General features: G+C 73.0%; 21 protein-coding genes. 13 read left to right on the top strand and 8 right to left on the bottom strand.

Going from position 1 to position 25,676, the window contains the following annotated elements; all coding sequences use genetic code 11:
- Nucleotides 1-256: 256 nt before the first annotated feature.
- Together ABZ354_RS08295 and ABZ354_RS08300 are read right to left on the bottom strand one after the other, a co-directional pair.
- Complete coding sequence (locus tag ABZ354_RS08295) at nucleotides 257-1,477, bottom strand: acetyl-CoA C-acetyltransferase (RefSeq protein ID WP_358654229.1); 1,221 nt, start codon at nucleotides 1,475-1,477, stop codon at nucleotides 257-259.
- 198 nt (nucleotides 1,478-1,675) lie between these two features.
- Nucleotides 1,676-2,698, bottom strand: a complete 1,023-nt coding sequence (locus tag ABZ354_RS08300) for an SGNH/GDSL hydrolase family protein (RefSeq protein WP_358654230.1) — start codon at nucleotides 2,696-2,698, stop codon at nucleotides 1,676-1,678.
- Nucleotides 2,699-2,861: 163 nt separating this feature from the next.
- Between ABZ354_RS08300 and ABZ354_RS08305 the strand changes: the two genes are divergently transcribed.
- Nucleotides 2,862-4,250: a cystathionine beta-synthase gene (locus tag ABZ354_RS08305; RefSeq protein WP_358654231.1), complete on the top strand. Its 1,389-nt coding sequence runs from the start codon at nucleotides 2,862-2,864 to the stop codon at nucleotides 4,248-4,250.
- 308 nt (nucleotides 4,251-4,558) lie between these two features.
- Here ABZ354_RS08305 and ABZ354_RS08310 read toward each other — a convergent pair whose 3' ends face one another.
- Nucleotides 4,559-4,999, bottom strand: coding sequence for a hypothetical protein (locus ABZ354_RS08310; RefSeq protein ID WP_358654359.1), 441 nt, complete (start codon nucleotides 4,997-4,999; stop codon nucleotides 4,559-4,561).
- Nucleotides 5,000-5,186: 187 nt separating this feature from the next.
- On the opposite strand from ABZ354_RS08310, the gene ABZ354_RS08315 reads away from it, so the two are divergent.
- Nucleotides 5,187-6,032, top strand: coding sequence for a MurR/RpiR family transcriptional regulator (locus tag ABZ354_RS08315; RefSeq protein ID WP_358654232.1), 846 nt, complete (start codon nucleotides 5,187-5,189; stop codon nucleotides 6,030-6,032).
- 188 nt (nucleotides 6,033-6,220) lie between these two features.
- Nucleotides 6,221-6,802, top strand: a complete 582-nt coding sequence (locus ABZ354_RS08320) for a hypothetical protein (RefSeq protein WP_358654233.1) — start codon at nucleotides 6,221-6,223, stop codon at nucleotides 6,800-6,802.
- A gap of 259 nt (nucleotides 6,803-7,061) precedes the next feature.
- On the opposite strand, the gene ABZ354_RS08325 is transcribed toward ABZ354_RS08320, so the two are convergent.
- Complete coding sequence (locus ABZ354_RS08325; protein WP_358654235.1) at nucleotides 7,062-8,666, bottom strand: diaminopimelate decarboxylase; 1,605 nt, start codon at nucleotides 8,664-8,666, stop codon at nucleotides 7,062-7,064.
- A gap of 147 nt (nucleotides 8,667-8,813) precedes the next feature.
- Between ABZ354_RS08325 and hutU the strand changes: the two genes are divergently transcribed.
- The 4 genes from hutU to hutI all read left to right on the top strand — a co-directional run bounded on the left by hutU (nucleotide 8,814) and on the right by hutI (nucleotide 14,528).
- Entirely contained in the window at nucleotides 8,814-10,478 is a 1,665-nt protein-coding gene (gene hutU, locus ABZ354_RS08330; protein WP_358654237.1) for a urocanate hydratase, read from the top strand.
- A gap of 143 nt (nucleotides 10,479-10,621) precedes the next feature.
- Complete coding sequence (locus ABZ354_RS08335; protein WP_358654361.1) at nucleotides 10,622-11,824, top strand: allantoate amidohydrolase; 1,203 nt, start codon at nucleotides 10,622-10,624, stop codon at nucleotides 11,822-11,824.
- 107 nt (nucleotides 11,825-11,931) lie between these two features.
- Nucleotides 11,932-13,209, top strand: coding sequence for a formimidoylglutamate deiminase (locus tag ABZ354_RS08340; protein WP_358654363.1), 1,278 nt, complete (start codon nucleotides 11,932-11,934; stop codon nucleotides 13,207-13,209).
- Between the two features lie 104 nt (nucleotides 13,210-13,313).
- On the top strand, nucleotides 13,314-14,528 hold the full coding sequence (hutI, locus tag ABZ354_RS08345; RefSeq protein ID WP_358654239.1) for an imidazolonepropionase: 1,215 nt from the start codon (nucleotides 13,314-13,316) through the stop codon (nucleotides 14,526-14,528).
- 15 nt (nucleotides 14,529-14,543) lie between these two features.
- Here the strand turns inward: hutI and ABZ354_RS08350 are convergent, their stop codons facing one another.
- The gene (locus tag ABZ354_RS08350) at nucleotides 14,544-16,133 is read right to left on the bottom strand and encodes an RICIN domain-containing protein (protein WP_358654241.1); all 1,590 of its coding nucleotides are present in this window, start codon (nucleotides 16,131-16,133) and stop codon (nucleotides 14,544-14,546) included.
- A 325-nt stretch (nucleotides 16,134-16,458) separates the two neighbouring features.
- Complete coding sequence (locus ABZ354_RS08355; protein WP_358654365.1) at nucleotides 16,459-17,373, bottom strand: RNA polymerase sigma factor SigF; 915 nt, start codon at nucleotides 17,371-17,373, stop codon at nucleotides 16,459-16,461.
- Between the two features lie 252 nt (nucleotides 17,374-17,625).
- On the opposite strand from ABZ354_RS08355, the gene ABZ354_RS08360 reads away from it, so the two are divergent.
- Both ABZ354_RS08360 and ABZ354_RS08365 read left to right on the top strand, forming a co-directional pair.
- Entirely contained in the window at nucleotides 17,626-18,003 is a 378-nt protein-coding gene (locus ABZ354_RS08360; protein WP_358654243.1) for an STAS domain-containing protein, read from the top strand.
- A 249-nt stretch (nucleotides 18,004-18,252) separates the two neighbouring features.
- A complete protein-coding gene (locus ABZ354_RS08365) occupies nucleotides 18,253-18,870 on the top strand; it encodes an ATP-binding protein (RefSeq protein WP_358654245.1) in 618 nt (205 codons plus the stop codon).
- 182 nt (nucleotides 18,871-19,052) lie between these two features.
- Here the strand turns inward: ABZ354_RS08365 and ABZ354_RS08370 are convergent, their stop codons facing one another.
- Complete coding sequence (locus ABZ354_RS08370; RefSeq protein WP_358654247.1) at nucleotides 19,053-20,549, bottom strand: oligopeptide:H+ symporter; 1,497 nt, start codon at nucleotides 20,547-20,549, stop codon at nucleotides 19,053-19,055.
- 511 nt (nucleotides 20,550-21,060) lie between these two features.
- Between ABZ354_RS08370 and ABZ354_RS08375 the strand changes: the two genes are divergently transcribed.
- Together ABZ354_RS08375 and ABZ354_RS08380 are read left to right on the top strand one after the other, a co-directional pair.
- A complete protein-coding gene (locus ABZ354_RS08375; protein WP_358654249.1) occupies nucleotides 21,061-21,738 on the top strand; it encodes a response regulator transcription factor in 678 nt (225 codons plus the stop codon).
- Between the two features lie 160 nt (nucleotides 21,739-21,898).
- The gene (locus ABZ354_RS08380; RefSeq protein WP_358654251.1) at nucleotides 21,899-23,173 is read left to right on the top strand and encodes an ATP-binding protein; all 1,275 of its coding nucleotides are present in this window, start codon (nucleotides 21,899-21,901) and stop codon (nucleotides 23,171-23,173) included.
- 29 nt (nucleotides 23,174-23,202) lie between these two features.
- Here the strand turns inward: ABZ354_RS08380 and ABZ354_RS08385 are convergent, their stop codons facing one another.
- Nucleotides 23,203-23,757: a GtrA family protein gene (locus ABZ354_RS08385; RefSeq protein ID WP_358654253.1), complete on the bottom strand. Its 555-nt coding sequence runs from the start codon at nucleotides 23,755-23,757 to the stop codon at nucleotides 23,203-23,205.
- A 229-nt stretch (nucleotides 23,758-23,986) separates the two neighbouring features.
- Between ABZ354_RS08385 and ABZ354_RS08390 the strand changes: the two genes are divergently transcribed.
- Both ABZ354_RS08390 and purE read left to right on the top strand, forming a co-directional pair.
- Nucleotides 23,987-25,126, top strand: coding sequence for a 5-(carboxyamino)imidazole ribonucleotide synthase (locus tag ABZ354_RS08390; RefSeq protein WP_358654255.1), 1,140 nt, complete (start codon nucleotides 23,987-23,989; stop codon nucleotides 25,124-25,126).
- Nucleotides 25,123-25,659, top strand: a complete 537-nt coding sequence (gene purE, locus ABZ354_RS08395; protein ID WP_358654257.1) for a 5-(carboxyamino)imidazole ribonucleotide mutase — start codon at nucleotides 25,123-25,125, stop codon at nucleotides 25,657-25,659. Before ABZ354_RS08390 ends, purE begins: the two co-directional genes overlap by 4 nt.
- Nucleotides 25,660-25,676 lie beyond the last annotated feature (17 nt).

Consider the following 25,676-nt stretch of genomic DNA (forward strand, 5'->3'; position numbering starts at 1 on the left):
TAGGCCCCGCGCTTACCATGGCACTGGCTCTGACCTGCGGGAATCTCCCTGTAGAGGGAGATAGGTCACATCCTGGGGGAGATTGGGTCACAAATCGGCCCGGGACTCCGGGGTTGCGGAGTTCCGGGCCGATCCGGTTACGTTCGGTGCGACTGGCGTCACGATGGCGGGTTCGGTCGCACGCTGCCCGCTGCCCGCTGCCCGCTGCCCGCTGCCCGCTGCCCGTTCGGTCGCGCGGTCGGCCCGGGCGCTCGAATCAGCTGAGGCGCTCGATGACCATCGCCATGCCCTGGCCGCCGCCGACGCACATCGTCTCCAGGCCGAACTGCTTGTCGTGCCACTGCAGGGAGTTGATCAGCGTGCCGGTGATGCGGGCGCCGGTCATGCCGAAGGGGTGACCCACGGCGATGGCGCCGCCGTTCACGTTCAGCTTCTCCAGCGGGATGCCCAGGTCGCGGTAGGAGGGGATCACCTGGGCGGCGAACGCCTCGTTCATCTCGACCAGGTCGATGTCGTCGATCGTCAGGCCGGCCCGGGACAGCGCCTGCCGGCTCGCCTCGACCGGGCCCAGGCCCATGATCTCGGGGGAGAGACCGGACACGCCGGTGGAGACGATCCGGGCGAGCGGGGTCAGGCCCAGCTCGCGGGCCTTGGTGTCGCTCATGATGACGAGCGCGGCGGCGCCGTCGTTGAGCGGGCAGCAGTTGCCGGCGGTGACCAGACCGTCGGGGCGGAACACCGGCTTGAGGCCCTGGACGCCCTCCAGGGTGACGCCGGGGCGGGGACCGTCGTCCTTGGCGACGACGGTGCCGTCGGGCAGCGTGACCGGGGTGATCTCCCGCTCCCAGAAGCCGTTCTTGATGGCTTCCTCGGCGAGGTTCTGCGAGCGGACGCCGAACTCGTCCATGTCCTGGCGGGTGACGCCCTTCCAGCGGGCGAGGTTCTCGGCGGTCTGGCCCATCGCGATGTACGGGTCGGGTACCAGGCCGTCCTCGCGCGGGTCGTGCCAGGTGGTGCCCTCCTGCTGGGCGACCTCGGCGGTACGGGCCTCGGCCTCGGCGAACAGCGGGTTGTGGGTGTCCGGGAGGCTGTCGGAGTTGCCCTTGGCGAACCGGGACACCATCTCGACGCCGGCCGAGATGAAGACGTCGCCCTCACCGGCCTTGATGGCGTGCAGGGCCATGCGGGAGGTCTGCAGGGAGGAGGAGCAGTACCGGGTGATCGTGCAGCCCGGCAGGTGGTCCATGCCCATCTGCACGGCGACGACGCGGCCGAGGTTGTTGCCCTGCTCGCCGCCCGGCAGGCCGCAGCCCAGCATCAGGTCGTCGATGTCCCTCGGGTCCAGCCCGGGGGCCTTGGCGAGGGCGGCCTGGATGATCGTGGCGGTGAGGTCGTCGGGGCGCAGGTCCTTGAGGGAGCCCTTGAAGGCGCGGCCGATGGGGGAGCGGGCGGCTGAGACGATCACGGCTTCGGGCATCACGGCTCCATGTCAGACGGTGCGGCACGCGACGCCTCGTCGTGAGGCGGCGGGCGGTCGTACGTACGGGATCGGCTGGGGTCGTCTGGGAAGTTACCCGGACGTATGGCCCGGGTCACGTGTCCGGGCGTGTGACTCGCGCCGCAGTTTTCTAAGCGCTTGCTTTTCCCGTTGGGGTGATCCGGCCGCTCCGCACCGTCACGACGGCCCGCCCGAGGGAGCCGGTTCCGTCTCCGGCATCCGGCGCCGGCGGCGCCGCTTGAGCAGGGCCCATGGGCCCCTCGGGCCGCTCGGCATCGCCGCGGCGACCTCCGTACCGGCCTCTGAGGCGGCCTCGGCCGCCGCCCGCGCCACCGGCAGGAAACCCTCACGGCGCGAGGTGTCGGGACGCTCCTCCTCCGCCGGCCACAGGCCCAGCGCCGCGCACACCGTCGGCAGGACCGCCATCGCGGCCGTCGCGTAGCCCTCGGCCGACGGGTGGTAGTTGTCCGGGCCGAACAGTTCGCGCGGGTTGGCGGCGAACTCCGGGCCCAGCAGGTCGCCCAGCGACACCGTGCGCCCGCCCTGCTGGACGGCGCCGATGGTCTGGGCGGCGGCCAGCTGACGGGAGGCCCGGCGGGCCAGCCAGCGCAGCGGCTGCCGCACCGGCTCGATGGTGCCCAGATCGGGGCACGTGCCGACCACCACCTCCGCGCCGGCCGTACGCAGCCGCCGGACCGCCGTCGACAGGAAGCGCACCGAGCGGGTGGCGGGCATCCGGTTCGTCACGTCGTTCGCGCCGACCATGATCACGCACACGTCCGGCAGTCCGCCCGTGTCCGCGAGCACCTGCGACACCTGCCGCTCCAGATCGTCCGACCGCGCCCCGGTCACGGCGACCGAGCGCAGCACCACCGGGCGCTCCGCGACCGCAGACAGTCCCGACGCCAGCAGCGCGCCCGGCGTCTGCCCCGCCCGGTACACGCCCTGCCCCGCGGCCGTGGAGTCGCCCAGCATCGTCAGCCGCAGCGGTGACTCACCGCAGGCAGGCGATCCGCCGTACACCCCGTCCGCGTTCGGCACCCGGACCGGGGGGCCGTTGCCCACCCGGCGCCTGGCCAGCTGCATCTCTGCCACCAGCAGTCCGACCGTGGCCGCGCCCGCCAGGCCGATCCCGCCGCCGCCGTACGCCGCCCCGGCCGCGATCCGCCGGGCAGCCCGCGCCCTCGACATGCTCGTCATGCGTCGCCGCCACCTCCCTCGAAGCCCTACCCCCTCCTTGCCCCGTACGGACCGTCGCCCAATCTCGACCACCTGTGAACAGCACGTCCGGGCCGCCCCAGGCCATAGGCTGGCAGCGCATCACGACCACACCATTTGCCATTTGCAGCATCCGGAGACAACGGTGCAATTCCACGACTCGATGATCAGCCTCGTCGGCAACACCCCGCTGCTGAGGCTCAACAGCGTGACCAAGGGCATCAGGGCGACCGTCCTGGCCAAGGTGGAGTACTTCAACCCCGGCGGTTCGGTGAAGGACCGTATCGCCCTGCGCATGATCGAGGCCGCAGAAAAGAGCGGCGAACTCGAGCCCGGCGGCACCATCGTGGAGCCGACCAGCGGCAACACCGGCGTCGGCCTGGCGATCGTGGCCCAGCAGAAGGGCTACAAGTGCATCTTCGTATGCCCCGACAAGGTCTCCACGGACAAGATCAACGTGCTGCGCGCGTACGGGGCCGAGGTGGTCGTGTGCCCCACCGCCGTCGACCCCGAGCACCCCGACTCGTACTACAACGTCTCCGACCGGCTGGTCCGCGAGACGCCGGGGGCCTGGAAGCCCGACCAGTACTCCAACCCCAACAACCCGCTCTCCCACTACCACTCCACGGGCCCGGAGCTGTGGGAGCAGACGGAGGGGAAGATCACCCACTTCGTCGCGGGCGTCGGCACCGGCGGCACGATCTCCGGCACCGGCCGGTACCTGAAGGACGCCAGTGACGGCAAGGTGCAGGTCGTCGGCGCCGACCCGGAGGGCTCCGTCTACTCGGGCGGCTCCGGCCGGCCGTACCTGGTCGAGGGCGTCGGCGAGGACTTCTGGCCGACCGCCTACGACCGGTCCGTCGCCGACGAGATCGTGCCGGTGTCCGACAAGGACTCCTTCCAGATGACCCGCCGCCTCGCCAAGGAGGAGGGCCTGCTGGTGGGCGGCTCCTGCGGCATGGCCGTCGTCGCCGCCCTGCGCGTCGCCGAACGGCTCACCGAGGACGACGTGGTCGTCGTCCTGCTGCCCGACAGCGGCCGCGGCTACCTCAGCAAGATCTTCAACGACGAGTGGATGGCCGACTACGGCTTCCTCGAGGACGCGGGCCCCAGCGCGCGCGTCGCCGACGTGCTCGACGACAAGGCCGGCGGCCACATCCCGTCCCTCGTCCACATGCACCCCGAGGAGACCGTCGGCCAGGCCATCGACGTGCTGCGCGAGTACGGCGTCTCGCAGATGCCGGTCGTCAAGCCCGGCGCCGGTCACCCGGACGTCATGGCCGCCGAGGTCGTCGGCTCGGTCGTGGAGCGCGAGCTGCTGGACGCCCTGTTCAGCCAGCGGGCCTCGCTGGGCGACCCGCTGGAGAAGCACATGTCGGCGCCGCTGCCGCAGGTAGGCTCCGGCGAGCCCGTGGCCGACCTGATGTCGGTGCTGGGTACGGCCGACGCGGCCATCGTCCTCGTCGAGGGCAAGCCGACCGGTGTCGTCAGCCGGCAGGACCTGCTGTCCTTCCTCGCGAAGAACGGGACGTGACGCGGGGGACGCGGTGAGTGGAGTGGTGCGCGGGGACCGCCGCACCCCCGTCGCCGGGGGGCGGGACGACGGCGGTCCCCGCGAGGGACGCGGCCGGGCCGGGCCCGGTCTGCGCGTCCGTGGCGTCCATGGAAGTCCGGGAGCCGCTCCGGAGGTTCCTGGCGCCGACACCCACCAATGTGCCGGTGCCGTGTTAAGCCGGTGCTGCGGGGACGTGACGCGTTCGTACCCGTTCGGCGACGTGCGCGACGGCCGACGAGCGCCGCACGTCGCGTCGGCGCTCCGGGTCCACCGTGCGTTCGCGGGGCTCAGTCGCGCCAGCCGTCGGCGCCCGAGGTGTCCGCGTCCCGCCTGCGGCGGCCGAGGCCGAACAGGCCCGGGTTCAGACGGGCCGCCTGGACGACGTTGACGCCGACGATGCCCGCCCAGGCCACCAGCAGGCCGGGGAGTTCCGCCACGCCGCCGCCGATCGCGGACAGCGGGACGGCGAGAACCAGCGAGACGATCCCGAAGCCGAACCGCTCGCCCCAGGAATCCGTGGCCCCCGGCGACCGCGAGTCCCGGGCCGCCACCATCTGCTGCTCGGCGAACTGACGGCGCACCCTGCGCTCCACGGCCCCGTCGATGCGCTGGTCGACCTTCTCCAGGAACGAGTCGACCAGCGCGGACTCGTACTCCTCGCCCAGTTCCCTGCGCGCCTGCAGGGTGGCGTCGAGTTCCTTCTTGAGTTCGGTGTCCCGCGTGTCCATTCCGCTCATGCTCACACGGTAGGGAGCGGCACCGGCCGTCGCACTGGGGCTAACCCCCCTCTGCGACCTGGGGTGCCCGCCCCGTTGCTGCATAGTGGCATGCAGACTTCCGGAGTCTGAAGAGAATGGAGCCACCCGGTACCGTCCGGGCCGGCCCGGTACCCGGACATCTGAGGGGGAGCACGCGATGAGCGTGACCGACAGCCCTGCCGCGCGCCTGCAGGCGCTCTTCGAGGGGCACCGGCTGACGCCGACCCAGCGCCGCATCGCGCACAGCATGGTGCGCCGGGCCGCCGACGTGCCGTTCCTGTCGAGCGTGGAGCTCGCCGAGCTCGCCGGGGTCAGCCAGCCGTCCGTCACCCGCTTCGCCGTGGCCCTCGGCTTCGACGGCTACCCGGCGCTGCGCCGCCACCTGCGCGAGGTCGCTCCCCCGGAGCAGCAGCCCGCGGACACCGGCTCGTACAACGAGTTCCAGCAGGCCGTCGAGGCCGAGATCGAGAACCTCAGGCATCTGTCGGACGCGCTGGCCGACCCGAGGCCGGTGCGCAGGGCGGGCCGGCTGCTGGCCGCCTCCCGTCCACTGCCCGTGCTCGGGCTGCGCGCGGCGGCGGCGCAGGCCTACGGCTTCGCGTACTTCGCCGCCAAGGTCCATCCGGACGTACGGCTGCTGGGTGAGGGCGGCACGATGGTGGAGGACCGCGTCGACGCCGCCGTGCGGGCCGGGGCGTCGGCGCTGATCTGCTTCGCGCTGCCCCGCCACCCCCGCGAGGTCGTGGACGCGCTCACCCACGCCAAGGAGGCGGGACTGACCGTGGTGACCGTCGCCGACTCGGCCTTCGCGCCGGTCGCCAAGGTGTCCGACCTGCTGCTGCCCGCCGCCGTCGGGACCGCCCTCTCCTTCGACACCGCCTGCGGCCCGATGCTGCTGGGCCGGGTGCTGCTGGAGGCCATGTGCGACGACCTGCCGGACGCGCAGGCGCGGCTGGAGGAGTTCGACGCGCGGGCGGCGGCCAGGGGGCTGTTCGTCGAGTGAGACCCGGGGGCCCGGGGCAGGACGCTCCCTCGGTCTCTCCCGGCCGCGGATTCTCAGACGCGTCCCACCTTGCCCCGCTGACGTGCCTGCCCTAAAACTCCGTTACATCCTTCGAGGCGTTGCGCACTGCGCGAGCCTCGGCGGACGTGTTGTCGACAGACGTGGGACCGGAGAGACGGGAGGCGGACATGGCGCGTGGTGGACAGGGGCTGGCTCGGGTGGCCGTCGTTCTACGGGCCGGGGCGGCGCCGCTGTGGTGGCTGGGCGTACTGGCGGCGGGTACCGGCACGGCGGTGCCGGGGCTGACGGGGCGCCGGATCGGGGTGCTGGCCGGGGCCGCGCTGTTCCTGGTCGCGGCGGCCGTCGGGGCGTACGCGCGGCGCGGCCGGTACCGGACGCTCGCCCGCTCGGTGGAGCGGGCCAGTAAGCACGACGTGCTCCAGGACCGGGCGGTGACCGTCCGCGCCTGGCGCCGGGGACACCGCTGGTGGCTGGCGCTCGCCTTCGTGGCGGCGCTGGGGAGCGCGTTCGCCGTGCCCGCGGCGGGCGGCATGCTGCTGGCCGGGACGGGTGCCGGGCTGTGGCTGAAGGCCGCGTGGTTCGGGCGGCTGGAGCGGGCCGGCGAGGTCCTGCTGTGGGTGCGTGTCGACCGGCTCACCGAGGGCGGACGCCCGGCCGGGAAGACCGTCGGGGGCTACCGCGGCACGGGCATCGCGGCGGGCGACGCGGCCCCTGGGGGGGCGCGGCGGCGGACCACCGCGCTGGTGTGACCCGACCGATCCACCTACCAACGCCCCACCCAGGATCTGGCGGCCTGCGGCCTGCGGCCTGCGGCCTGCGGCCTGCGGCCTGCGGCCTGCGGCCTGCGGCCTGCGGCCTGCGGCCTGCGGCCTGCGGCCTGCGGCCTGCGACTCGACGCCGACGGTTCGACGGCTCGACGTTCGAGGGCTGCGCGCCCGAGGCCCCGGCGCCTCAGCAGGCCCCCGGCGGCCCGGGCCCGGCACGCCGGGCCCGGGCCGCCGGGTCTGCTCAGCCGGTCGTGGTGCCCGGCAGGTCGGTGAGGGCAGTGGCCTGGGCCCCGCCGGACTCCGCCACGATCTCCTCCACCGTCTGCGGCGTACGCACCGTCGCGAACCTGACGCCCCCGCCCGCGGCCCCGCCCCCACTACCGACGCCGCCGCCCGTGATGAAGCCGTAGACGCCGGGCCGGGCCAGGGAGTTGTACGCGTAGTGGTGCGCGAAGTAGTACGCGCCCGTGTCCAGTGCCGCCGCGTAGTCGCCCTGTTCCAGCAGCGGCAGCGCCCGCCCCGCCGCGAGCAGGTCGCCCGCGAAACAGGCCGGGCCGGCGACGTCCTGCACCACGTCGGGGCCGGTTCTGGGCCGTCCCTTCGCGTCGTACGCGGTTATGCGCAGCGGCCAGGACGCCGGTGCGTACACCGTCCGCGTCGCGACCTGCACGCCCGCGTGCGTCACGGCCACCGGCCGGCCGCCCGCGGTCTTGGCGTACTCGACGCGCGCCACCACCGTCCCGTGCTTGGCCAGCAGGGACCGTCCGAACTCGGTGACCAGCCCGTACCGCCCGTCGAACAGTCCCGGCGCCGCCTCCCGCAGCAGCCGCGCGTACTGGGCGTACGTGGGCGTCGTCTCGTCGGAGGCGAAGTTCACCGGCAGTCCGCCGCCGATGTCGATGGTGTCGACGCGGCGTTCGCCCGCGCGCCGGTTGATCTCCTCCGCGAGCGTGTACGTCTCCACGACGCCCTGGGTCATCAGGCACAGCGGGATGCCCTGGGAGCCGGTGTGCGCGTGCAGCCTGGTCAGCCACGGCCGGTCCAGGAACGCCCGCACGACCCATTCGCGGGCGCCCTCGTCCCGCAGCGCCACCCCGAACTTCGACGTCGCCGTCGCCGTGGACAACGCCTCGATGGACCCCCCGCCGACCTGCGGATTCACCCGGATGCCGAGGGGGGAGCGGCTGCCCGACGACCCGATCATGGCGTCCAGGCGGTCCAGCTCCTGCGGGTTGTCGACGTTGACGGCTATCCCGAGCGCCAGCGCCTCCCGCAGCTCCGCCGGTGTCTTGGCGGGCGAGTCGAGAACCGTGCGGTCCGGGGGCAGGCCCGCCGTCCGCGCCAGCGCCAGTTCGCCCGGGCTCGCCACCTCCGCGCCCAGGCCCGCCTCGTGCAGCAGCCGCAGCACCGGCACCAGCGGGCTCGCCTTCACCGCGAACGCGTGGAGCACGGGCGTGCCCGGGGCCGTCACCGCCTCGAACGCCGCCCGCAACTCGGCCGCCGACTCGCGTATCCCCGCCACGTCGAGGAGCCCGACGACCGGGTGGTCCGGTCCCAGCAGCCCCTGTTCCACGGCTGCCCGCACCGCCTGGTCCCGCCGCGACGCCCGGTCCGTCGCGGCCGTGGGGGTCGTGGACGCCGTGCGGGCCGTGGGGCCCGCCGGGACTACCGGGTCCACCCCGTCCACACCGTCCACCCCGTCCACACCGTCCACCCCGTCCGCCGGGTCCCGGTCCGCCGGGGGCGCCCCGGTGTGGACCCCGTTCCGGTCCGTGTGGCCGGTGCCGGGCCGTCTGCCGTTTCCCTCGTCCACGTGGCCCCTCGTCATGTCGTCGCTCGACCGCATGCGTCCAGCCAAACATTCGCGACGCGCCGCCGCTGCCCCCCGACCGTATTGACTAGCTCTATTCATCAGGACAGGATGTGAATATCCGTAGCAACAGGGTAGGTGGTGCCACGCGCGCCGCACCCGCCGTCCGCTGGGAGGCAGACCATGTCAGGACCCCGAACCGTCCGAGCACCGCGCGGCACGGAAACGAGCGCCCTGGGATGGCAGCAGGAGGCCGCCCTGCGGATGCTGCAGAACAACCTCGACCCGGAGGTCGCCGAGCACCCCGACAAGCTCGTCGTCTACGGCGGCACCGGCAAGGCCGCCCGCGACTGGCGCTCCTTCGACGCCATGGTCCGCACCCTGAGGACCCTCAAGCAGGACGAGACCATGCTCGTCCAGTCGGGCCGGCCCGTCGGCGTCATGCAGACCCACGAGTGGGCCCCGCGTGTGCTCATCGCCAACTCCAACCTCGTCGGCGACTGGGCGAACTGGGAGGAGTTCCGCCGCCTGGAGGCCCTCGGCCTGACCATGTACGGGCAGATGACCGCCGGCTCCTGGATCTACATCGGCACCCAGGGCATCCTCCAGGGCACCTACGAGACGTTCGCCGCCGTCGCCGCGAAGAGGTTCGGCGGCACCCTCGCCGGGACCATCACCCTCACCGCCGGCCTCGGCGGCATGGGCGGCGCCCAGCCACTGGCCGTCACGATGAACGACGGCGTCGCGATCTGCGTCGACTGCGACCCCCGCGCCATCGACCGCCGCATCGAGCACCGCTACCTCGACGTGCGGGCCGACTCCCTCGACCACGCCCTCCAGCTCGCCGTGGAGGCCCGCGACCAGCGCAAACCGCTGTCCATCGGCGTCCTCGGCAACGCCGCCGAGGCCGTCCCGCAGCTGCTCGCCATGGGCGCCCCCGTCGACATCGTCACCGACCAGACCTCCGCCCACGACCCGCTCGCCTACCTGCCCGTGGGTGTCGGCTTCGACGACATGGCGTCGTACGCGGCGAAGGACCCGGCCGGCTTCACCACCCGCGCCCGCGAGTCGATGGCCCGGCACGTCGAGGCCATGGTGGGCTTCCTGGACGCCGGCGCCGAGGTCTTCGACTACGGCAACTCCATCCGCGGTGAGGCCCAACTCGCCGGGTACACAAGGGCGTTCGCCTTCCCCGGCTTCGTCCCCGCCTACATCCGCCCGCTGTTCTGCGAGGGCAGGGGCCCCTTCCGCTGGGCCGCCCTGTCCGGCGACCCCGCCGACATCGCCCGGACCGACAGGGCGATCCTCGACCTCTTCCCGGAGAACGAGTCGCTGGCCCGCTGGATCAAGCTGGCCGGCGAACGCGTGCACTTCCAGGGCCTGCCCGCCCGGATCTGCTGGCTCGGCTACGGCGAGCGGGACAAGGCCGGCGAGCGGTTCAACGAGATGGTCGCCGACGGCACCCTGAAGGCGCCCGTCGTCATCGGCCGCGACCACCTCGACTGCGGCTCCGTCGCCTCCCCCTACCGGGAGACCGAGGCCATGCTCGACGGCTCCGACGCCATCGCCGACTGGCCGCTGCTGAACGCCATGGTGAACGTCGCCTCCGGCGCGTCCTGGGTGTCGCTGCACCACGGCGGCGGCGTCGGCATGGGGCGGTCCATCCACGCGGGTCAGGTCACGGTCGCCGACGGCACCGCCCTGGCCGGCGAGAAGATCCGGCGCGTGCTGACCAACGACCCCGGCATGGGCGTCATCCGGCACGTGGACGCCGGGTACGACATCGCCGACACCGTCGCCGGCCAGCGGGGCGTGCGGGTGCCGATGCGTGAGGGTGACGGCGCGTGAAGCACGACGGCGACCGCCCGGCGGGGGCCGTGGGAGCCGGTGCCTCGTCGGCGGCCGAGTCCCCGGACGGGTCCACCCGTTCCGCCCTGCGCAACGACGGACCACAGCCCGTGGAGCCCGTACGCGGCGACTCCTTCCACCGGATGTGGCGCGACCTCCTTCCCCTCGGGCGGCACTCCGCCTCCCGGGGATACCGCCGCTACGCCTGGACCGGGGCCGACGCCGACTGCCGGGCCTGGTTCCGGGCGCAGGCCGAGGCCCGCGGGTTGGCCTACGAGGTCGACCGGAACGGCAACCAGTGGGCCTGGGCCGGGGATCCCGCCGACGGGGACGCCGTCGTCACGGGCTCGCACCTCGACTCCGTGCCCGACGGCGGCGCTTTCGACGGACCCCTCGGCGTCGTGTCCGCCTTCGCCGCGCTGGACGAACTGCGCGGCCGGGGAGCGCGGTTCGGCAAGCCGCTCGGCATCGTCAACTTCGGCGACGAGGAGGGCGCCCGCTTCGGCCTGGCCTGCGTGGGATCCCGGCTCACCGCCGGCCGGCTCACCGTCGACCAGGCCCGCCGGCTGACCGACGGCGACGGCATCACGCTGCCGCGCGCCATGGAGGCCGCCGGATACGACCCCGACGCCATCGGCCCGGACCCGGAACGGCTGGACCGGGTCGGCGCCTTCGTGGAACTCCACGTCGAGCAGGGCCGCGCCCTCGACCTGTCCGGCGACCCGGTCGGCGTCGCGAGCGCCATCTGGCCGCACGGACGCTGGCGGTTCGACTTCCGCGGCGAGGCCAACCACGCCGGCACCACCCGTCTCACCGACCGGCGCGACCCCATGCTGCCGTACGCCGAGACCGTGCTGGCCGCCCGCCGCGAGGCCGGACTCGCCGGTGCCGTCGCCACCTTCGGGAAGATCGCCGTGGAACCCAACGGCGTCAACGCCGTCCCGTCCCTGGTACGCGGCTGGCTCGACTCCCGCGCCGCCGACCAGGCCCGCCTCGACACCGTCGTCGCCGGTGTCGAGAAGGCCGCCCGCGAATACGCCGCCGCGCACGGCGTCGACCTGGACGTCGTCCGCGAGTCGTTCACCCCCGTCGTGGAGTTCGACCACGTTCTGCGCGACGAGCTCACCCGCATCCTCGGCACGGACAGCGATCTCACGGTGCCCGTCCTCGGTACGGGCGCGGGACACGACGCCGGAATCCTCTCCGGGCGCATCCCCACCGCCATGCTGTTCGTGCGCAACCCCACCGGCGTCTCCCACTCCCCGGCCGAGTCCGCCGACGAGGACGACTGCGTGGCCGGGGTGCTCGCACTCGCCGACGTACTGGAAGGGCTGGCCTGCGCGTGACCTCCCCGACGACCTACTGGCTCGAACACGCCTGGCTCGGCAATCGACCGGGCGGCCCCGCCTCGGCAGGGGAGCCCTCCGGCCGCCTCGCACCCGTCGAGTCCGGCGTGGCCGTCGACGTCCACGCCGGCCGCGTCGCCGCCGTCCGCACCGGCGTCCCGGCCCCGCCGCCCGGCGCCGAGATCCTGCGCGGGCTCACGCTCCCCGGCCTCGCCAACGCCCACAGCCACGCCTTCCACCGTGCCCTGCGCGGCACCGTCCAGGCCGGCTCCGGCACCTTCTGGACCTGGCGCGAGGTCATGTACGCCGTTGCCGACCGGCTCACCCCGGACAGCTACCACGCGCTGGCCCGCGCCGCCTACGCCGAGATGGCCCTGGCCGGGATCACCGCCGTCGGCGAGTTCCACTACGTGCACCACGCCCCCGGCGGCACCCCCTATGCCGACCCGAACGCCATGGGCGAGGCCCTGATCGAGGCCGCGGCCGAAGCCGGCATCCGCATCACCCTCCTCGACACCTGCTATCTGTCCTCCGGCTTCGGCGAGCCGCCCACCAGCCACCAGCTCCGCTTCTCCGACGGCACGGCGGAAGCCTGGGCAGAACGCTGTTCACTTCTCAAGGAACGGGATCACGTACGGATCGGGGCGGCGATCCACTCCGTCCGGGCCGTGCCCGCCGGCCAGCTGGCGACCGTGGCACGGTGGGCCGAGGAGCGGCGGGCCCCGCTGCACGTGCACCTGTCCGAGCAGACCGCCGAGAACGACGCCTGCCGCGCGGCCCACGGCCGCACCCCCAGCCAGCTCCTCGACGACCACGGAGTGCTCGGCCCGCGCACCACCGGCGTCCACAACACGCACCTCACCGGCGAGGACATCGCACTGATCGGCGGCAGCGGGACCGGCACCTGCATGTGCCCCACCACCGAGCGGGACCTCGCCGACGGCATCGGACCCGCCGTCGCCCTCCAGCAGGCCGGCTCCCCGCTGTCCCTGGGATCCGACAGCCACGCCGTGATCGACCTGTTCGAAGAGGCCCGTGCCATGGAGCTCGACGAGCGCCTGCGCACCCGCACCCGAGGCCACTGGACGGCGGCGGCCCTGCTGCGGGCGGCCTCCGCCGACGGCCACGCCGCCCTCGGCCTGCCCGACGCGGGCACCGTGGCGCCGGGAGCGCTCGCCGACTTCACGACGATCACCCTCGACTCGGTCAGGACGGCAGGGCCGCCTCCGCTGCTCGGGGCCGAGACGGCCGTATTCGCCGCGTCGGCAGCAGACGTGTCGCATACGGTCGTGGGTGGCCGGCACGTCGTACGGGACGGGGCGCACACCCTCGTACCGGATGTGCCGGGAGCTCTCGCGGACGCCGTCGCGGCTCTGCGCGGATGAGACCGGGCCGCCGCACACCCGCGCCGGCCTCCTCCTCAGCCCCTTCGTCCGCCTCCGCCGCCCCCGCACCCGACCCCACCGCAGACCAGGCCACCGAGGACGCCATGAGCAACGCGACGACCGTCAGCCCCGCCCACTCCGCGAGCAGCGCCAGCACACTCATCACCAACATCGCTGTCCTGGTCACCAACGACCCCTCCCTCGGCGACTGTTCCCCCCTGGGTCTCATCCACGACGCGGCCGTCGTCATCGACGGCGACCGCATCGCGTGGACCGGTGAATCCAGCAAAGCACCCGCCACTGACAACCGCGTCGACGCCGGCGGCCGAGCGGTGCTCCCGGGCTTCGTGGACTCCCACTCCCACCTGGTCTTCGCGGGCGACCGCACCGCGGAGTTCAACGCCCGCATGTCCGGCCGCCCCTACACCGCGGGCGGCATCCGCACCACCGTCGCCGCCACCCGCGCCGCCACCGACGCGGAACTGGAGGCGAACCTCACCCGCTACCTCACCGAGGCGCTGCGCCAGGGCACGACCACCTTCGAGACGAAGTCCGGGTACGGCCTGACGGTCGAGGACGAGGCCCGCGCCCTGCGCATCGCCGCCGCCCACACCGACGAGGTCACCTTCCTCGGCGCCCACATCGTCTCCCCGGACCACGCCGACGACCCCGCCGCCTACGTCGCCCTCGTCACCGGCGACATGCTCGACGCCTGCGCGCCGTACGCCCGCTGGATCGACGTCTTCTGCGAAAGGGGCGCCTTCGACGGCGACCAGGCCCGCGCGATCCTCACCGCAGGCAGGGCGAAGGGCCTGCACCCGCGCATCCACGCCAACCAGCTCTCCCACGGCCCCGGCGTGCAGCTCGCCGTCGAACTCGACGCGGCCAGCGCCGACCACTGCACCCACCTCACGGACGCCGACGTGGACGCCCTGGCCGGCGGCGGCACCGTCGCGACGCTCCTGCCCGGCGCCGAGTTCTCCACCCGCGCCGCCTGGCCCGACGCGCGCCGCCTCCTCGACGCCGGTGTCACGGTCGCGCTGTCCACGGACTGCAACCCCGGCTCGTCGTTCACGTCGTCCGTGCCGTTCTGCATCGCGCTCGCCGTACGCGACATGGGGATGACGCCCGGCGAGGCGGTGTGGTCCGCCACGGCCGGCGGCGCCGCGGCCCTCCGCCGCACCGACATCGGCCGCCTCACGCCCGGCGCCCGCGCCGACCTGACCGTCCTCGACGCCCCCAGCCACGTCCACCTGGCCTACCGGCCGGGCGTCCCGCTGGTGAGCCAGGTGTGGCGGGGCGGCGTACGAGCGGTCTGAGCCACCGTCACCGGGCTACCGGGCGCCCGCCCGCCACCGCTGCCCCGTGCCCCCGTCCAGGGCGCGCAGCACCACGTCGTGCCCGCCCGCCGGTGTCACCGCCGTACCGAAGTCGGTCACCGGGCGGACACGGCCCGCGTCGTCGACGGCGAACCGCAGGTCCCAGCCGCCCCGCCCGCCGACCGCGTCGCACCCCCGGATGCCGACCCCCCGCTCCAGCGCACCGCGGCTGTCCAGGCAGTAGCCGGAGTCGGCGTACGACTGCACGACGCCCCGCTCCGGGTCGACCCGCCAGCGCTGTGTGGGGGAGGACGAACAGGGCGCCGTGACGACGTCCGCGCCCTCCTCCACGCGGCCGTCCCGGATGTCCAGGCAGCGACCCGTCGCCACGTTCACCACCTGCGCGTAGTCACCGCCCGGCGGCGCGGCCGGGTGCGCCGTGCGCGGGGGAGACGGCCGCTGTGCGGGCCCGGACGAGGACGGCTCGGCGGTCGCGGGGATCGACGGCGGCGAGGCGGGCGGGGCGTTGGACACCGTGGCCGTCACCGACACGGGCGGCGGGCCCGGCGGGCTGCTGTCCGAGCCCGCCGGCTCGCGGTCCGCCGCGCCGCCGCCCAGCAGGAACAGCAGCAGCGGAGCCAGCGCCACGCCCAGGGCCGCCGAGACCAGCGCGAAGCGCCGGGCCGGCGGCCACGCCTCGTCCGAGGCGCGGACCGCGGACGGCGGCGGCTGGGGGTCCGTCCCGCGCGCGTACGCCGCGCCCGCCCATGGCAGCAGCCCCTCGGCGAGCGTGGTGCGCGGGCGTTCGCGCAGGGCGCGCTGTTCCTCGTGGGCGGCGGTGCAGTGCGGGCAGCGGGCGATGTGCGTGTGCGGATCGGCGCCGTGGAGGAAACCTTCCGGCTGGAGGAGGCCGCCCGGCTGTACCGCTTCCTCGATGAGCAGCTGCAGGTCCGCGCAACGCGGGTCGGGGGACGCGGCGAGCCGGGCGCGCAGACAGGACCGGGCCAGGGTGTGGAGCGCGGCGGGTATGCCCGGCACGACGTCCTCGCGGTTGACGCCGAGCAGGACGGCGGTGCGCTCCGCGCTCTCCCGCTCGACGACGCCGTACCAGACGAGGCCGCGCGCGGGGGCCGGCAGATGGCGGAACGCGGTGAGCAGCGGCGGGACGGCACCTCGGGGGTCCGCGGTGCGCGGTGGCGGTACCGGGTCCCGCGAGCCCGGTGTGTGCAGCGCGAGCAGCAGCCCGGGGTCGAGCCCGCCCGACCGGTCGTCGGCGGCCCAGTCCCGGGCCGATTCCCCGGCCAGCGCCAGGAGCCGGTGCCGCAGCGGCGTCCCGCGGCCGGTGCCGGTGGCGCCGCGGGCGATCTCGCGGGCCGCCCGCGCGAAGGTGTGGGCCGCGAGCTGCCGCGCCGCGGACTCGCCCGCCGTGCACAGGCGGGCGTAGGCCAGCAGGGACGGGCGGTGCCGGGCGCGCAGTTCCCGCAGCGCCGGATACGCGGTCACGGTGTCGCCGCGCAGCAGCTCGGCCAGCCGGGCGTCGGACACGTCGGCGTGCGGTCCGGCTCCGGTGCGGGCGTCGTCGTCGGTGCTGTCGGCCCGGGCCATTCGGCTGCCTCCTCTTGTGCCCCGGCCGGCAGCGTCACGTGCGCCGGGCCGGCGTACCGACCGGTAGGGCGGTGCTCATAGTGGAGGAAGGCCCGGGGGGAGGAAAGGGTTTCTTCGGGTAACTCCCGGGGGTTTCACGGGGTGAGCGCTTCCCCTGCCGACAACAGCCGGATTCCGGGCAGTTGGCGCCGTCGGCCATCGGGAGGCGGACGCGTCGACGGCCCGGGGAAGCGGAGCCGTCGGCACAAGGGTGCACCCCGGCCCGAGTGGGCCGGGGTGCACCGGAAGTCTGGGGCGCCCACCGGGGGTGCCGGTGGGGCGGGTGTCACTCCTCGACGGTCAGTCCCTTGCGCAGCCGCACCAGGGTGCGGGACAGCAGCCGTGAGACGTGCATCTGGGAGATGCCGAGTTCCTCGCCGATCTCGGACTGGGTCATGCCCGCGACGAACCTCAGGGAGAGGATCTTCCGGTCCCGGGGCGGGAGTTCGGCGATCAGCGGCTTGAGCGACTCGACGTACTCGATGCCTTCCAGTCCGTGGTCCTCGTAACCGATGCGGTCGGCGAGGGCGCCCTCCGCGTCGTCCTCATCCGGCTGCGCGTCCAGGGAACTGGCGGTGTAGGCGTTGGACGCCGCCATGCCTTCGACGACCTCGTCGTTGGAGATGCCGAGACTCTCGGCGAGTTCCGGCACGGTCGGCGCGCGGTCCAGCTGCTGGGCGAGCTCGTCACCGGCCTTGGCCAGGTCGAGCCGGAGCTCCTGCAGCCGGCGCGGCACGCGCACGGACCACGAGGTGTCGCGGAAGAAACGCTTGATTTCGCCGATGATGGTAGGCATCGCGAACGTGGGGAACTCGACACCACGGTTGAGTTCGAAGCGGTCGATCGCCTTGATCAGGCCGATGGTGCCGACCTGGATGATGTCCTCCATCGGCTCGCTGCGGGAGCGGAACCGGGAGGCGGCGAACTTGACGAGCGCGAGATTGAGTTCGACGAGGGTGTTGCGCACGTACGAGTACTCGTACGTGCCTTCCTCCAGCGACTCGAGGCGCTCGAAAAGGGTCTTGGACAGGGCTCGCGCGTCGTCCGGGGCGACCTCGTCGTACGGGGGAATGTCCGGAAGCCCGGCGAGCAGGTCGTGCGCCAAGGCGACGGTGTCGTCGCGCTCGATGGGATCCAGAGGTTCCGGGGAGAATGCCGACGTCGCTGTGGGGGTAGGCGATCCGTCGAGCCGGGGTGACATGGTGTCCTCCATCGTTCTCGGCATATGGCTGCCGAAGCCAGTGAGTGCACTGCGGTGTGCGGCGCCTCCAAAGCCGGCCGTGTTCGGGTGCGTGTCCCTCATAGCCCTACCCGCTTTACCAGGCCGATCGCAAGTGCGTTCAATACAGTTATGTCTGGTTTAGTGGGATTGTTCGGCTGTCGAAGCCCCGCTGGAGGGCGTAGTGTTCGAGGGCGTCAGCAAGCAGCCACGACGTGGGGAGAGAGAGACGGCATGGACCGCGGCACGGTCGGCAGCGCTCAGTCGGGCCGGCTCTTGGTAGAGGTGCGGGAAGAGGGCCGCAGTGCCGTCGTGACCCCGGCGGGTGAGTTGGATCACCACACCGCCGATCTGTTGCGCGGACCGCTCGACGACTGCCTCGCCAAGGGATTCAGCAGACTCGTCATTGACTGCTCGCGCCTGGAGTTCTGTGACTCCACGGGCCTCAACGTGCTGCTCGGCGCGCGGCTGAAGGCGGAGGCGGACGGCGGCGGGGTACATCTGGTGGCCATGCAGCCGGTGGTGGCCCGGGTGTTCGAGATCACGGGTGCCGAGGCGGTCTTCACCGTGCACGACACCCTCGAGGAAGCTCTGGCCGGCGAGGCCGGCTGAGCCGGGCGGGCCGGACCGTGACCCCGTCTCCCGCGCCGCCGTGTGACCGGCGTATCACCCCAGTCGTGCTTTTGCTGCCCGGTGCAGGGGTGTTCCGCCGGGACGGCAGGGCAGGAGACATCCTGAGCCGGTCGGCCGCCGCGGCGGCCGGGACGGCGTGGGTGACATGTTTCACGGGTCGCCCGACCGGCAGTGCAGTGCAGTGACGTTGTGAATCGTGAACTGGTGAATCGGTGAGGTGAAGCGCTGATGAGCACCACCCGGCCCTATCCGCCGGGCGACCGCGGTCCGGAGCCCGGCGGCGCTTCCGGGGCGTCCGGCGGGGGCGTACCGCAGACCGGGGCGCCCGAGCGGGGTCTGCCGTCGGCGGCTCCGCGGGACCAGGACGACGGTCCGGCGACCGAGGGCCCCGACGGGGGCCAGGTGTCCGCCGTGTCGTCCGTGCCGTCCGGCGGGCGCCGTCAGGTACGCGCGCTGAGCCTGGAGGGTCAGAGCGGGGTGGTGCCGCTCGCCCGCGACTTCACCCGCGAGGCGCTGTACGCGTGGGGCTGGCTGCCCGCCGCGACCGCCGACCAGAGGGCCGCGGCGGAGGACGTTCTGCTGGTCGTGTCGGAGCTGGTCACCAACGCCTGTCTGCACGCCGAGGGCCCGGACCAGCTGCGGATCTCCTGCGACAGCAAGGTGATCCGGCTGGAGGTCTCCGACCGCGGCACGGGCCAGCCGTCGCCGCGCACTCCGCACCGCGCCGGGCGCCCCGGCGGCCACGGCATGTTCATCGTCCAGCGGCTGTGCCTGGACTGGGGTGTCGCGCGCACGCCCGGCGTCGCGGGCAAGACGGTGTGGGCCGAGCTGGGCGCTCCCGCGTAACCGGCGGTGCGAGGTCCGTACCGCGGGCACAAGTCCCGTACGGACCGCCCGGGCCCCCGTCCGGCCGCCGCGAGCCTGTCGTGCGGCCGGTGCTGATCCCCGTACGCGCGACGAACGACGAAGGGCCGCCGCACCCGGTGAGGTGCCGCGGCCCTTTCCGTTCCCGCTGAGCGGTGCGGGCGTCAGCGGACGTCGCCCATGAGCTCCTTGACCTTGTTGCGGTACATCCACACCGCGGCACCGGCGACCGCGGCGAGCGTGGCCTCCAGGGCGACGATGCCCGTCTTGTTCAGGTCGACACCGGCGATGGAGAGCAGGCCGGTCGTCGCGTCACCGGCGGTGACGGCCAGGAACCAGACGCCCATCATCTGCGAGGCGTACTTCGCGGGCGCCATCTTCGTGGTGACCGACAGGCCGACCGGGGAGAGCAGCAGCTCACCGACGGTCTGCGTGAAGTAGATCGCCACCAGCCACAGCGCCGCCGCCCGGTGGCCGCCGTCGGCGATGGACAGCGGAGCCAGGAAGAGGAAGAACGACGCGCCGACCAGGACCAGGCCCGAGGCGAACTTCACGATCGTGCTGGGCTCCTTGCCGCGCCGGTTCAGCGCCAGCCAGACCCAGGCGAAGACCGGGGCCAGGGCCATGATCAGCACCGGGTTGACCGACTGGTACCAGGAGACCGGGAAGTTCCAGCCGAGCACGCTGTTGTCGGCGGAGGAGTCGGCGAAGATCGACAGGGTCGAGCCGCCCTGGTCGTAGATCATCCAGAAGACGGCCGCGGCGACGAAGAACCAGATGTACGCGGACATCTTCGACTGCTCGGCGCGGTCGAGCTCCTTGTCGCGCTTGATGCCGACCAGCACCATCACCGGGATGATCACGCCGAGCAGGGTCAGCGGGACCAGGATCCAGTTCAGCGTGTAGTGGCCGGAGAAGCCGACGGCCGCGTACGCCACGGCCGCGATGCCGGCCCAGATCGCCGACTTGCGCAGGGTGGCGGACTTCTCCTGGGCCGACAGCGGCTTCGGGACGACGCTGGAGCGGTCGGCCAGGTGACGGCTGCCGAGCAGGAACTGCACCAGGCCGAGCGCCATGCCGAGCGCGGCCAGCGCGAAGCCGAGGTGCCAGTCGACGTTCTCGCCGACGGTGCCGATGACCAGCGGCGCCGCGAACGCGCCGAGGTTGATGCCCATGTAGAAGACGGTGAAGCCGCCGTCCCGGCGCGGGTCGTCCGGGCCGTTGTAGAGGTGGCCGACCATCGTGGAGATGTTGGCCTTCAACAGGCCCGAACCGATCGCGACGAGACCGAGACCGCCGTAGAAGGTGCCCGACGTGGGCAGGGCCAGCGTCAGGTGGCCGAGCATGATGACCGCGCCGGCGACGGCGACCGTCTTGCGCGGGCCCCAGACCCGGTCGCCGAACCAGCCGCCGGGCATCGCCAGCAGGTAGACCAGCGACACGTACACCGAGTAGATCGCCGTCGCCGTGCCGGCGTCGAGGTGCAGGCCGCCCGGTGCGACGAGGTACAGCGGGAGCAGAGCCCTCATGCCGTAGTAGGAGAACCTCTCCCACATCTCGGTCATGAAGAGAGTGGCCAGTCCGCGGGGGTGGCCGAAGAAGGACTTCTCGGAACCGGGGGTGCCCGGAGTCGCCGAGGCCTTCGTCAGGCTGGACGCCATGGTCGATCCTTGCTGGTCGGGACGCGCCCGGCACATGTCGTGCGCGCCCGGTGGGGGGACGGCCGGCACCGGAGGGTGGGCCGTCCACCCCACGCCCAGGGGGAGTCCGCTCCGGATCACGGAGCGGCGGGCGGCGCCCACCGGGATCCACGCCTCTGCGCGCGTCGATGCGCTGCGAGGCCCGGCCACAGGTCGTTCGATTCAGGGCTGGCGCACCAGCCCGCACATAAAAGTGACCTTCAGCGTCAAAGGGATCGCCGAAGGCCTTACGGTGCTACAGGCGTTGATTCACCATACGTCACGACACTGCCCAGTAGGGAAGCACTTGAGATATGGATCACAGGTGACGGGGGAACCGTACCCACTCATTCGAAGGTCTCGGCCAGGATCGCATCCCATACTCACAGGTCCCCCCGTCGGCCCCCGTGAGCAGGAACCCGGTATGCCGGGGCAAGGGACGACCTCGGCGATCACGCCCCGACGCCCGTCGTCGCGGGACTACCATCACTTCATGACCCGTGTACTGCTCGCCGAGGACGACGCGTCCATCTCGGAGCCACTGGCCCGCGCACTGCGCCGCGAAGGGTACGAGGTCGAGGTCCGCGAGGACGGGCCCGACGCACTCGACGCCGGGCTGCAGGGCGGCGTCGACCTGGTCGTGCTGGACCTCGGCCTGCCGGGCATGGACGGCCTCGAGGTCGCCCGCCGACTGCGCGCCGACGGCCACAGCGTGCCGATCCTCATCCTCACCGCGCGTGCCGACGAGGTCGACACCGTGGTCGGTCTGGACGCCGGAGCCGACGACTACGTCACCAAGCCCTTCCGGCTCGCCGAACTCCTCGCCCGCGTCCGCGCCCTGCTGCGGCGCGGCGCCGCCGACCCCCAGCAGCCGTCCGCCACGCACGGTGTGCGCATCGACGTCGAGTCGCACCGCGCCTGGATGGGCGAGGAGGAACTCCAGCTCACCGCCAAGGAGTTCGACCTGCTGCGGGTCCTGGTGCGCGACGCCGGCCGGGTCGTCACCCGCGACCAGTTGATGCGCGAGGTCTGGGACACCACCTGGTGGTCCTCCACCAAGACCCTCGACATGCACATCTCCTGGCTGCGCAAGAAGCTCGGCGACGACGCGGCGAACCCCCGTTACATCGCCACCGTGCGCGGCGTGGGCTTCCGCTTCGAGAAGAACTGACACCCTCGTCCCGAGGAGGAACCGGCACTCTCGTCCACGAGAAGGGCCGACACCCTCGTCGTCCAGCCGAACCGACAGCCCGTCACCCGCGCGGCGACGAGCCCGACGACCCCAGCCGCCCCGAGAACACCTGCCGCCCCGAGGACACCTGTAAGAGGACATGCGCCGCCGACTGATCCAGTCCACGCTCGCCGTGGTGCTCGTCGTGATCGCCGTCTTCGGCGTCTCCCTCGTGATCGTCGAGACCCGCACGATCAGCAACAGCGCCCAGGAGCGCGTGGAGTCCGAGGCGCTGCGCCTGGCCAGCATCGCCGACAGCCGTCTGCTCACCACCGAGCGCGTCGACACCGAGGTGCTGCGCGCCCAGGTCGAACAGGTCGCCCAGCAGCGCTACGCCGTGATCCGCATCCCCGGCGAGCAGGCCATCGAGGTCGGCTCCAGGCCGGGGGGCGACGTCCTGCGGGGCGAGGCCACCGGCGAGGGCGGCGAGACCGTCGTCGTGGAGGAGCCGCGCTCGGCGGTGACCCGCGAGGTCGGCCGCACGCTGCTGATCATCGGCGCGGTGGCGCTGCTCGCCGTCGTCGCGGCCGTGCTGCTCGCGGTGCGGCAGGCAAGCCGCCTCGCCTCGCCGCTCACCGACCTCGCCGAGACCGCCGAGCGACTCGGCTCGGGTGACCCGCGGCCCCGCCACAAGCGGTACGCCGTGCCCGAACTGGACCGGGTGGCGGACGTACTGGACGCCTCCGCCGAGCGCATCGGCCGCATGCTCACCGCCGAGCGCCGGCTGGCCGCCGACGCCTCCCACCAACTGCGTACGCCGCTGACGGCGCTGTCCATGCGGCTGGAGGAGATCACCCTCACCGAGGACCTGGACACGGTGAAGGAGGAGGCGGCCATCGCGCTGGCGCAGGTGGAGCGGTTGACGGACGTGGTGCAGCGGCTGCTGACGAACTCCCGTGACCCGCGTACCGGTTCCGCGGTCACCTTCGACCTGGACGAGGTCATCCAGCAGCAGGCCGACGAGTGGCGGCCCGCCTACCGCCAGGCCGGCCGGGTCATCGTCAGCTCCGGCAAGCGGCACCTGGAGGCCGTGGGCACGCCGGGCGCGGTGGCGCAGGTGCTGGCCGCGCTGATCGAGAACTCGCTGATGCACGGCGGCGGCACGGTCGCGCTGCGTACCCGGGTCACGGGCAACCAGGCCGTCATCGAGGTCACCGACGAGGGCCCCGGGGTGCCGGCGGACCTCGGGGCGCGGATCTTCGAGCGCACCATCAGCGGGCGCAACTCCACGGGGATCGGCCTGGCCGTGGCCCGTGACCTGGCGGAGGCCGACGGCGGGCGCCTGGAGATGCTCCAGACCAAGCCGCCGGTGTTCGGCCTGTTCCTGTCGCGTACGCCCCCTTCGAAGGGCCCGGAGGAGCCGACGGTCCGCTGAGCGGCCGAGGAGGGAGGGGGAGCCCCGGGTCAGGCGCGTACGCGCCGCTCCCGCTCGCCCGTCTCCCGCTCACCCCGCCGCGGCTCGTCCTGCGCCGGCACGGCCTCCGTCTCCGGCTCCGTGTGCGCCCGCGGTTCCGTGTCCGGCTCCGCGCCGGGGGCGGGCAGGGCGCGGAAGACCCAGGTGCGGTACGACCAGAAGCGGAACAGGGTCGCGACGCCGATGCCGACGAACTTGAAGATGTTGTTCTGCAGCGGCGTGTTCCAGCCGAAACCGTACGTCGCCACGTACAGCACGCCGTTCTCGATGACCAGGCCGATCGCGCTGAACAGCAGGAACAGGGTCAGTTCCCGGGTGCGGCGGCTCTTGTCGCGGTCCCGGTAGGCGAAGTAGCGGAAACCGATGTAGTTGCAGGCGATGGCGACGACGGTCGCGATGACGCCGGCCCGCACCACCGGGAGGCCGGTGACATGCCGTACCAGGTTGAAGACGAGCAGGTTGACCAGCACACCGATGCCGCCCACCGCGCCGAACTTGGCGACTTCACGGGCGATACGCCGGAGCCGCGGGGAACCGCGTTCCATGGTCGTGCTGGCCCCCGTCCGGTCGATTGCGTCAACCCCGCCATGCTAACCACCCCTGCGCGCGATCTTCCTGGGGCGGGGAGGCGAGGGGCCGGGCGGCACGGCCGGTGAGGACATCCCGCGGTCCCGGAACCCGCCCGGCCGGTCCCGGAACCGGTAGAGACGGCCCCGGAACCGGCCCGGAGGGTCCGGAAACCGGCCTGGTCGGCGTGGCCGATACCCTGGGGGCGTGACATTCCCGGTAGTCGGCATGGTCGGCGGTGGCCAGCTCGCTCGTATGACACACGAGGCGGGCATCCCGCTCGGCATCAGGTTCAAGCTCCTCAGTGACACCCCTCAGGATTCCGCGGCACAGGTCGTGAGCGACGTCGTCGTCGGCGACTACCGCGACCTGGACACGCTGCGTGACTTCGCGCGCGGCTGTGACGTGATCACCTTCGATCACGAGCACGTGCCCACCGAGCACCTCCGGGCCCTGGAGGCGGACGGCATCCCCGTGCGCCCCGGCCCCGACGCGCTCGTGCACGCCCAGGACAAGGGCGTGATGCGCGCGAGACTCACGGCGATCGGCGTGCCCTGCCCCAGGCACCGCATCGTGAGCGACCCGCAGGACGTGGCCGCGTTCGCGGCAGAGGGGGACGGCTTCCCGGTCGTCCTCAAGACCGTCCGCGGCGGCTACGACGGCAAGGGCGTGTGGGTCGTGGACTCGGCCGAGGAGGCCGCCGAGCCGTTCAGGGCCGGGGTCGCCGTCCTCGCCGAGGAGAAGGTCGACTTCGTGCGCGAGCTGGCCGCCGACGTGGTCCGCTCCCCGCACGGCCAGGCCGTGGCGTACCCGGTCGTGGAGTCCCGGCAGGTCGGCGGCGTGTGCGACACGGTGATCGCGCCCGCCCCCGGACTCGACGGGAACCTCGCCCTGAAGGCCGAGGAGATGGCGCTGACCATCGCGAAGGAACTCGGCGTCGTCGGCCACCTCGCCGTCGAGCTGTTCCAGACCCGCGACGGCCGCATCCTCGTCAACGAGCTCGCGATGCGCCCGCACAACTCCGGCCACTGGTCGATGGACGGCGCGATCACCAGCCAGTTCGCCAACCACGTCCGCGCCGTCCTCGACCTCCCGCTCGGCGACCCGCGCCCGCGCGCCCCGTGGACCGTCATGGTCAACGTCCTCGGCGGCGACTTCCCGGACATGTACTCCGCGTACCTGCACTGCATGGCCCGCGACCCCCGGCTGAAGATCCACATGTACGGCAAGGACGTGAAGCCGGGCCGCAAGGTGGGCCACGTCAACACCTACGGCGACGACCTGGACGACGTGCTGGCACGCGCCCGTCACGCTGCCGGCTACCTGAGAGGCACGATCACCGAATGAGCCCCGCCGCAAGCCCCGTCGTCGGCATCGTCATGGGGTCGGACTCCGACTGGCCCGTCATGGAGGCCGCCGCCAAGGCCCTGGACGAGTTCGAGATCGCGTACGAGGTCGACGTCGTCTCCGCGCACCGCATGCCGCGGGAGATGATCGCGTACGGCGAGCGGGCCGCCGGCCGCGGCCTGAAGGTGATCGTCGCGGGCGCGGGCGGCGCCGCCCACCTGCCCGGCATGCTCGCCTCCGTCACGCCGCTGCCCGTCATCGGCGTGCCCGTGCCGCTGAAGTACCTCGACGGCATGGACTCCCTCCTGTCGATCGTGCAGATGCCGGCCGGTGTGCCGGTGGCGACGGTCTCCGTGGGCGGCGCCCGCAACGCCGGTCTGCTCGCGGCCCGCGTCCTCGCCGCGCACGACGAGGAACTGCTGGCCCGCATGCGGGAGTTCCAGCAGGAGCTGAACGACCAGGCCACCGAGAAGGGCAAGCGGCTGCGCTCCAAGATCGACAGCGGCCCGGCCGGCTTCGGCTTCGGGAAGTGACGCGGATGTCCACCCCG

Origin of the sequence: Streptomyces sp. NPDC005925 (assembly GCF_040638805.1) — a bacterium.
GTDB lineage: Bacteria > Actinomycetota > Actinomycetes > Streptomycetales > Streptomycetaceae > Streptomyces.

Bases quoted from the DNA above. Each gene is read 5' to 3' on its own strand.
- ABZ354_RS08295 (WP_358654229.1), bottom strand. From the start codon at position 1,477: ATGCCCGAAGCCGTGATCGTCTCAGCCGCCCGCTCCCCCATCGGCCGC.
- ABZ354_RS08300 (WP_358654230.1), bottom strand. From the start codon at position 2,698: ATGACGAGCATGTCGAGGGCGCGGGCTGCCCGGCGGATCGCGGCCGGG.
- ABZ354_RS08310 (WP_358654359.1), bottom strand. From the start codon at position 4,999: ATGGACACGCGGGACACCGAACTCAAGAAGGAACTCGACGCCACCCTG.
- ABZ354_RS08315 (WP_358654232.1), top strand. From the start codon at position 5,187: ATGAGCGTGACCGACAGCCCTGCCGCGCGCCTGCAGGCGCTCTTCGAG.
- ABZ354_RS08320 (WP_358654233.1), top strand. From the start codon at position 6,221: ATGGCGCGTGGTGGACAGGGGCTGGCTCGGGTGGCCGTCGTTCTACGG.
- ABZ354_RS08325 (WP_358654235.1), bottom strand. From the start codon at position 8,666: ATGCGGTCGAGCGACGACATGACGAGGGGCCACGTGGACGAGGGAAAC.
- hutU (WP_358654237.1), top strand. From the start codon at position 8,814: ATGTCAGGACCCCGAACCGTCCGAGCACCGCGCGGCACGGAAACGAGC.
- ABZ354_RS08335 (WP_358654361.1), top strand. From the start codon at position 10,622: ATGTGGCGCGACCTCCTTCCCCTCGGGCGGCACTCCGCCTCCCGGGGA.
- hutI (WP_358654239.1), top strand. From the start codon at position 13,314: ATGAGCAACGCGACGACCGTCAGCCCCGCCCACTCCGCGAGCAGCGCC.
- ABZ354_RS08350 (WP_358654241.1), bottom strand. From the start codon at position 16,133: ATGGCCCGGGCCGACAGCACCGACGACGACGCCCGCACCGGAGCCGGA.
- ABZ354_RS08355 (WP_358654365.1), bottom strand. From the start codon at position 17,373: ATGTCACCCCGGCTCGACGGATCGCCTACCCCCACAGCGACGTCGGCA.
- ABZ354_RS08360 (WP_358654243.1), top strand. From the start codon at position 17,626: ATGGACCGCGGCACGGTCGGCAGCGCTCAGTCGGGCCGGCTCTTGGTA.
- ABZ354_RS08365 (WP_358654245.1), top strand. From the start codon at position 18,253: ATGAGCACCACCCGGCCCTATCCGCCGGGCGACCGCGGTCCGGAGCCC.
- ABZ354_RS08370 (WP_358654247.1), bottom strand. From the start codon at position 20,549: ATGGCGTCCAGCCTGACGAAGGCCTCGGCGACTCCGGGCACCCCCGGT.
- ABZ354_RS08375 (WP_358654249.1), top strand. From the start codon at position 21,061: ATGACCCGTGTACTGCTCGCCGAGGACGACGCGTCCATCTCGGAGCCA.
- ABZ354_RS08380 (WP_358654251.1), top strand. From the start codon at position 21,899: ATGCGCCGCCGACTGATCCAGTCCACGCTCGCCGTGGTGCTCGTCGTG.
- ABZ354_RS08385 (WP_358654253.1), bottom strand. From the start codon at position 23,757: ATGGAACGCGGTTCCCCGCGGCTCCGGCGTATCGCCCGTGAAGTCGCC.
- purE (WP_358654257.1), top strand. From the start codon at position 25,123: ATGAGCCCCGCCGCAAGCCCCGTCGTCGGCATCGTCATGGGGTCGGAC.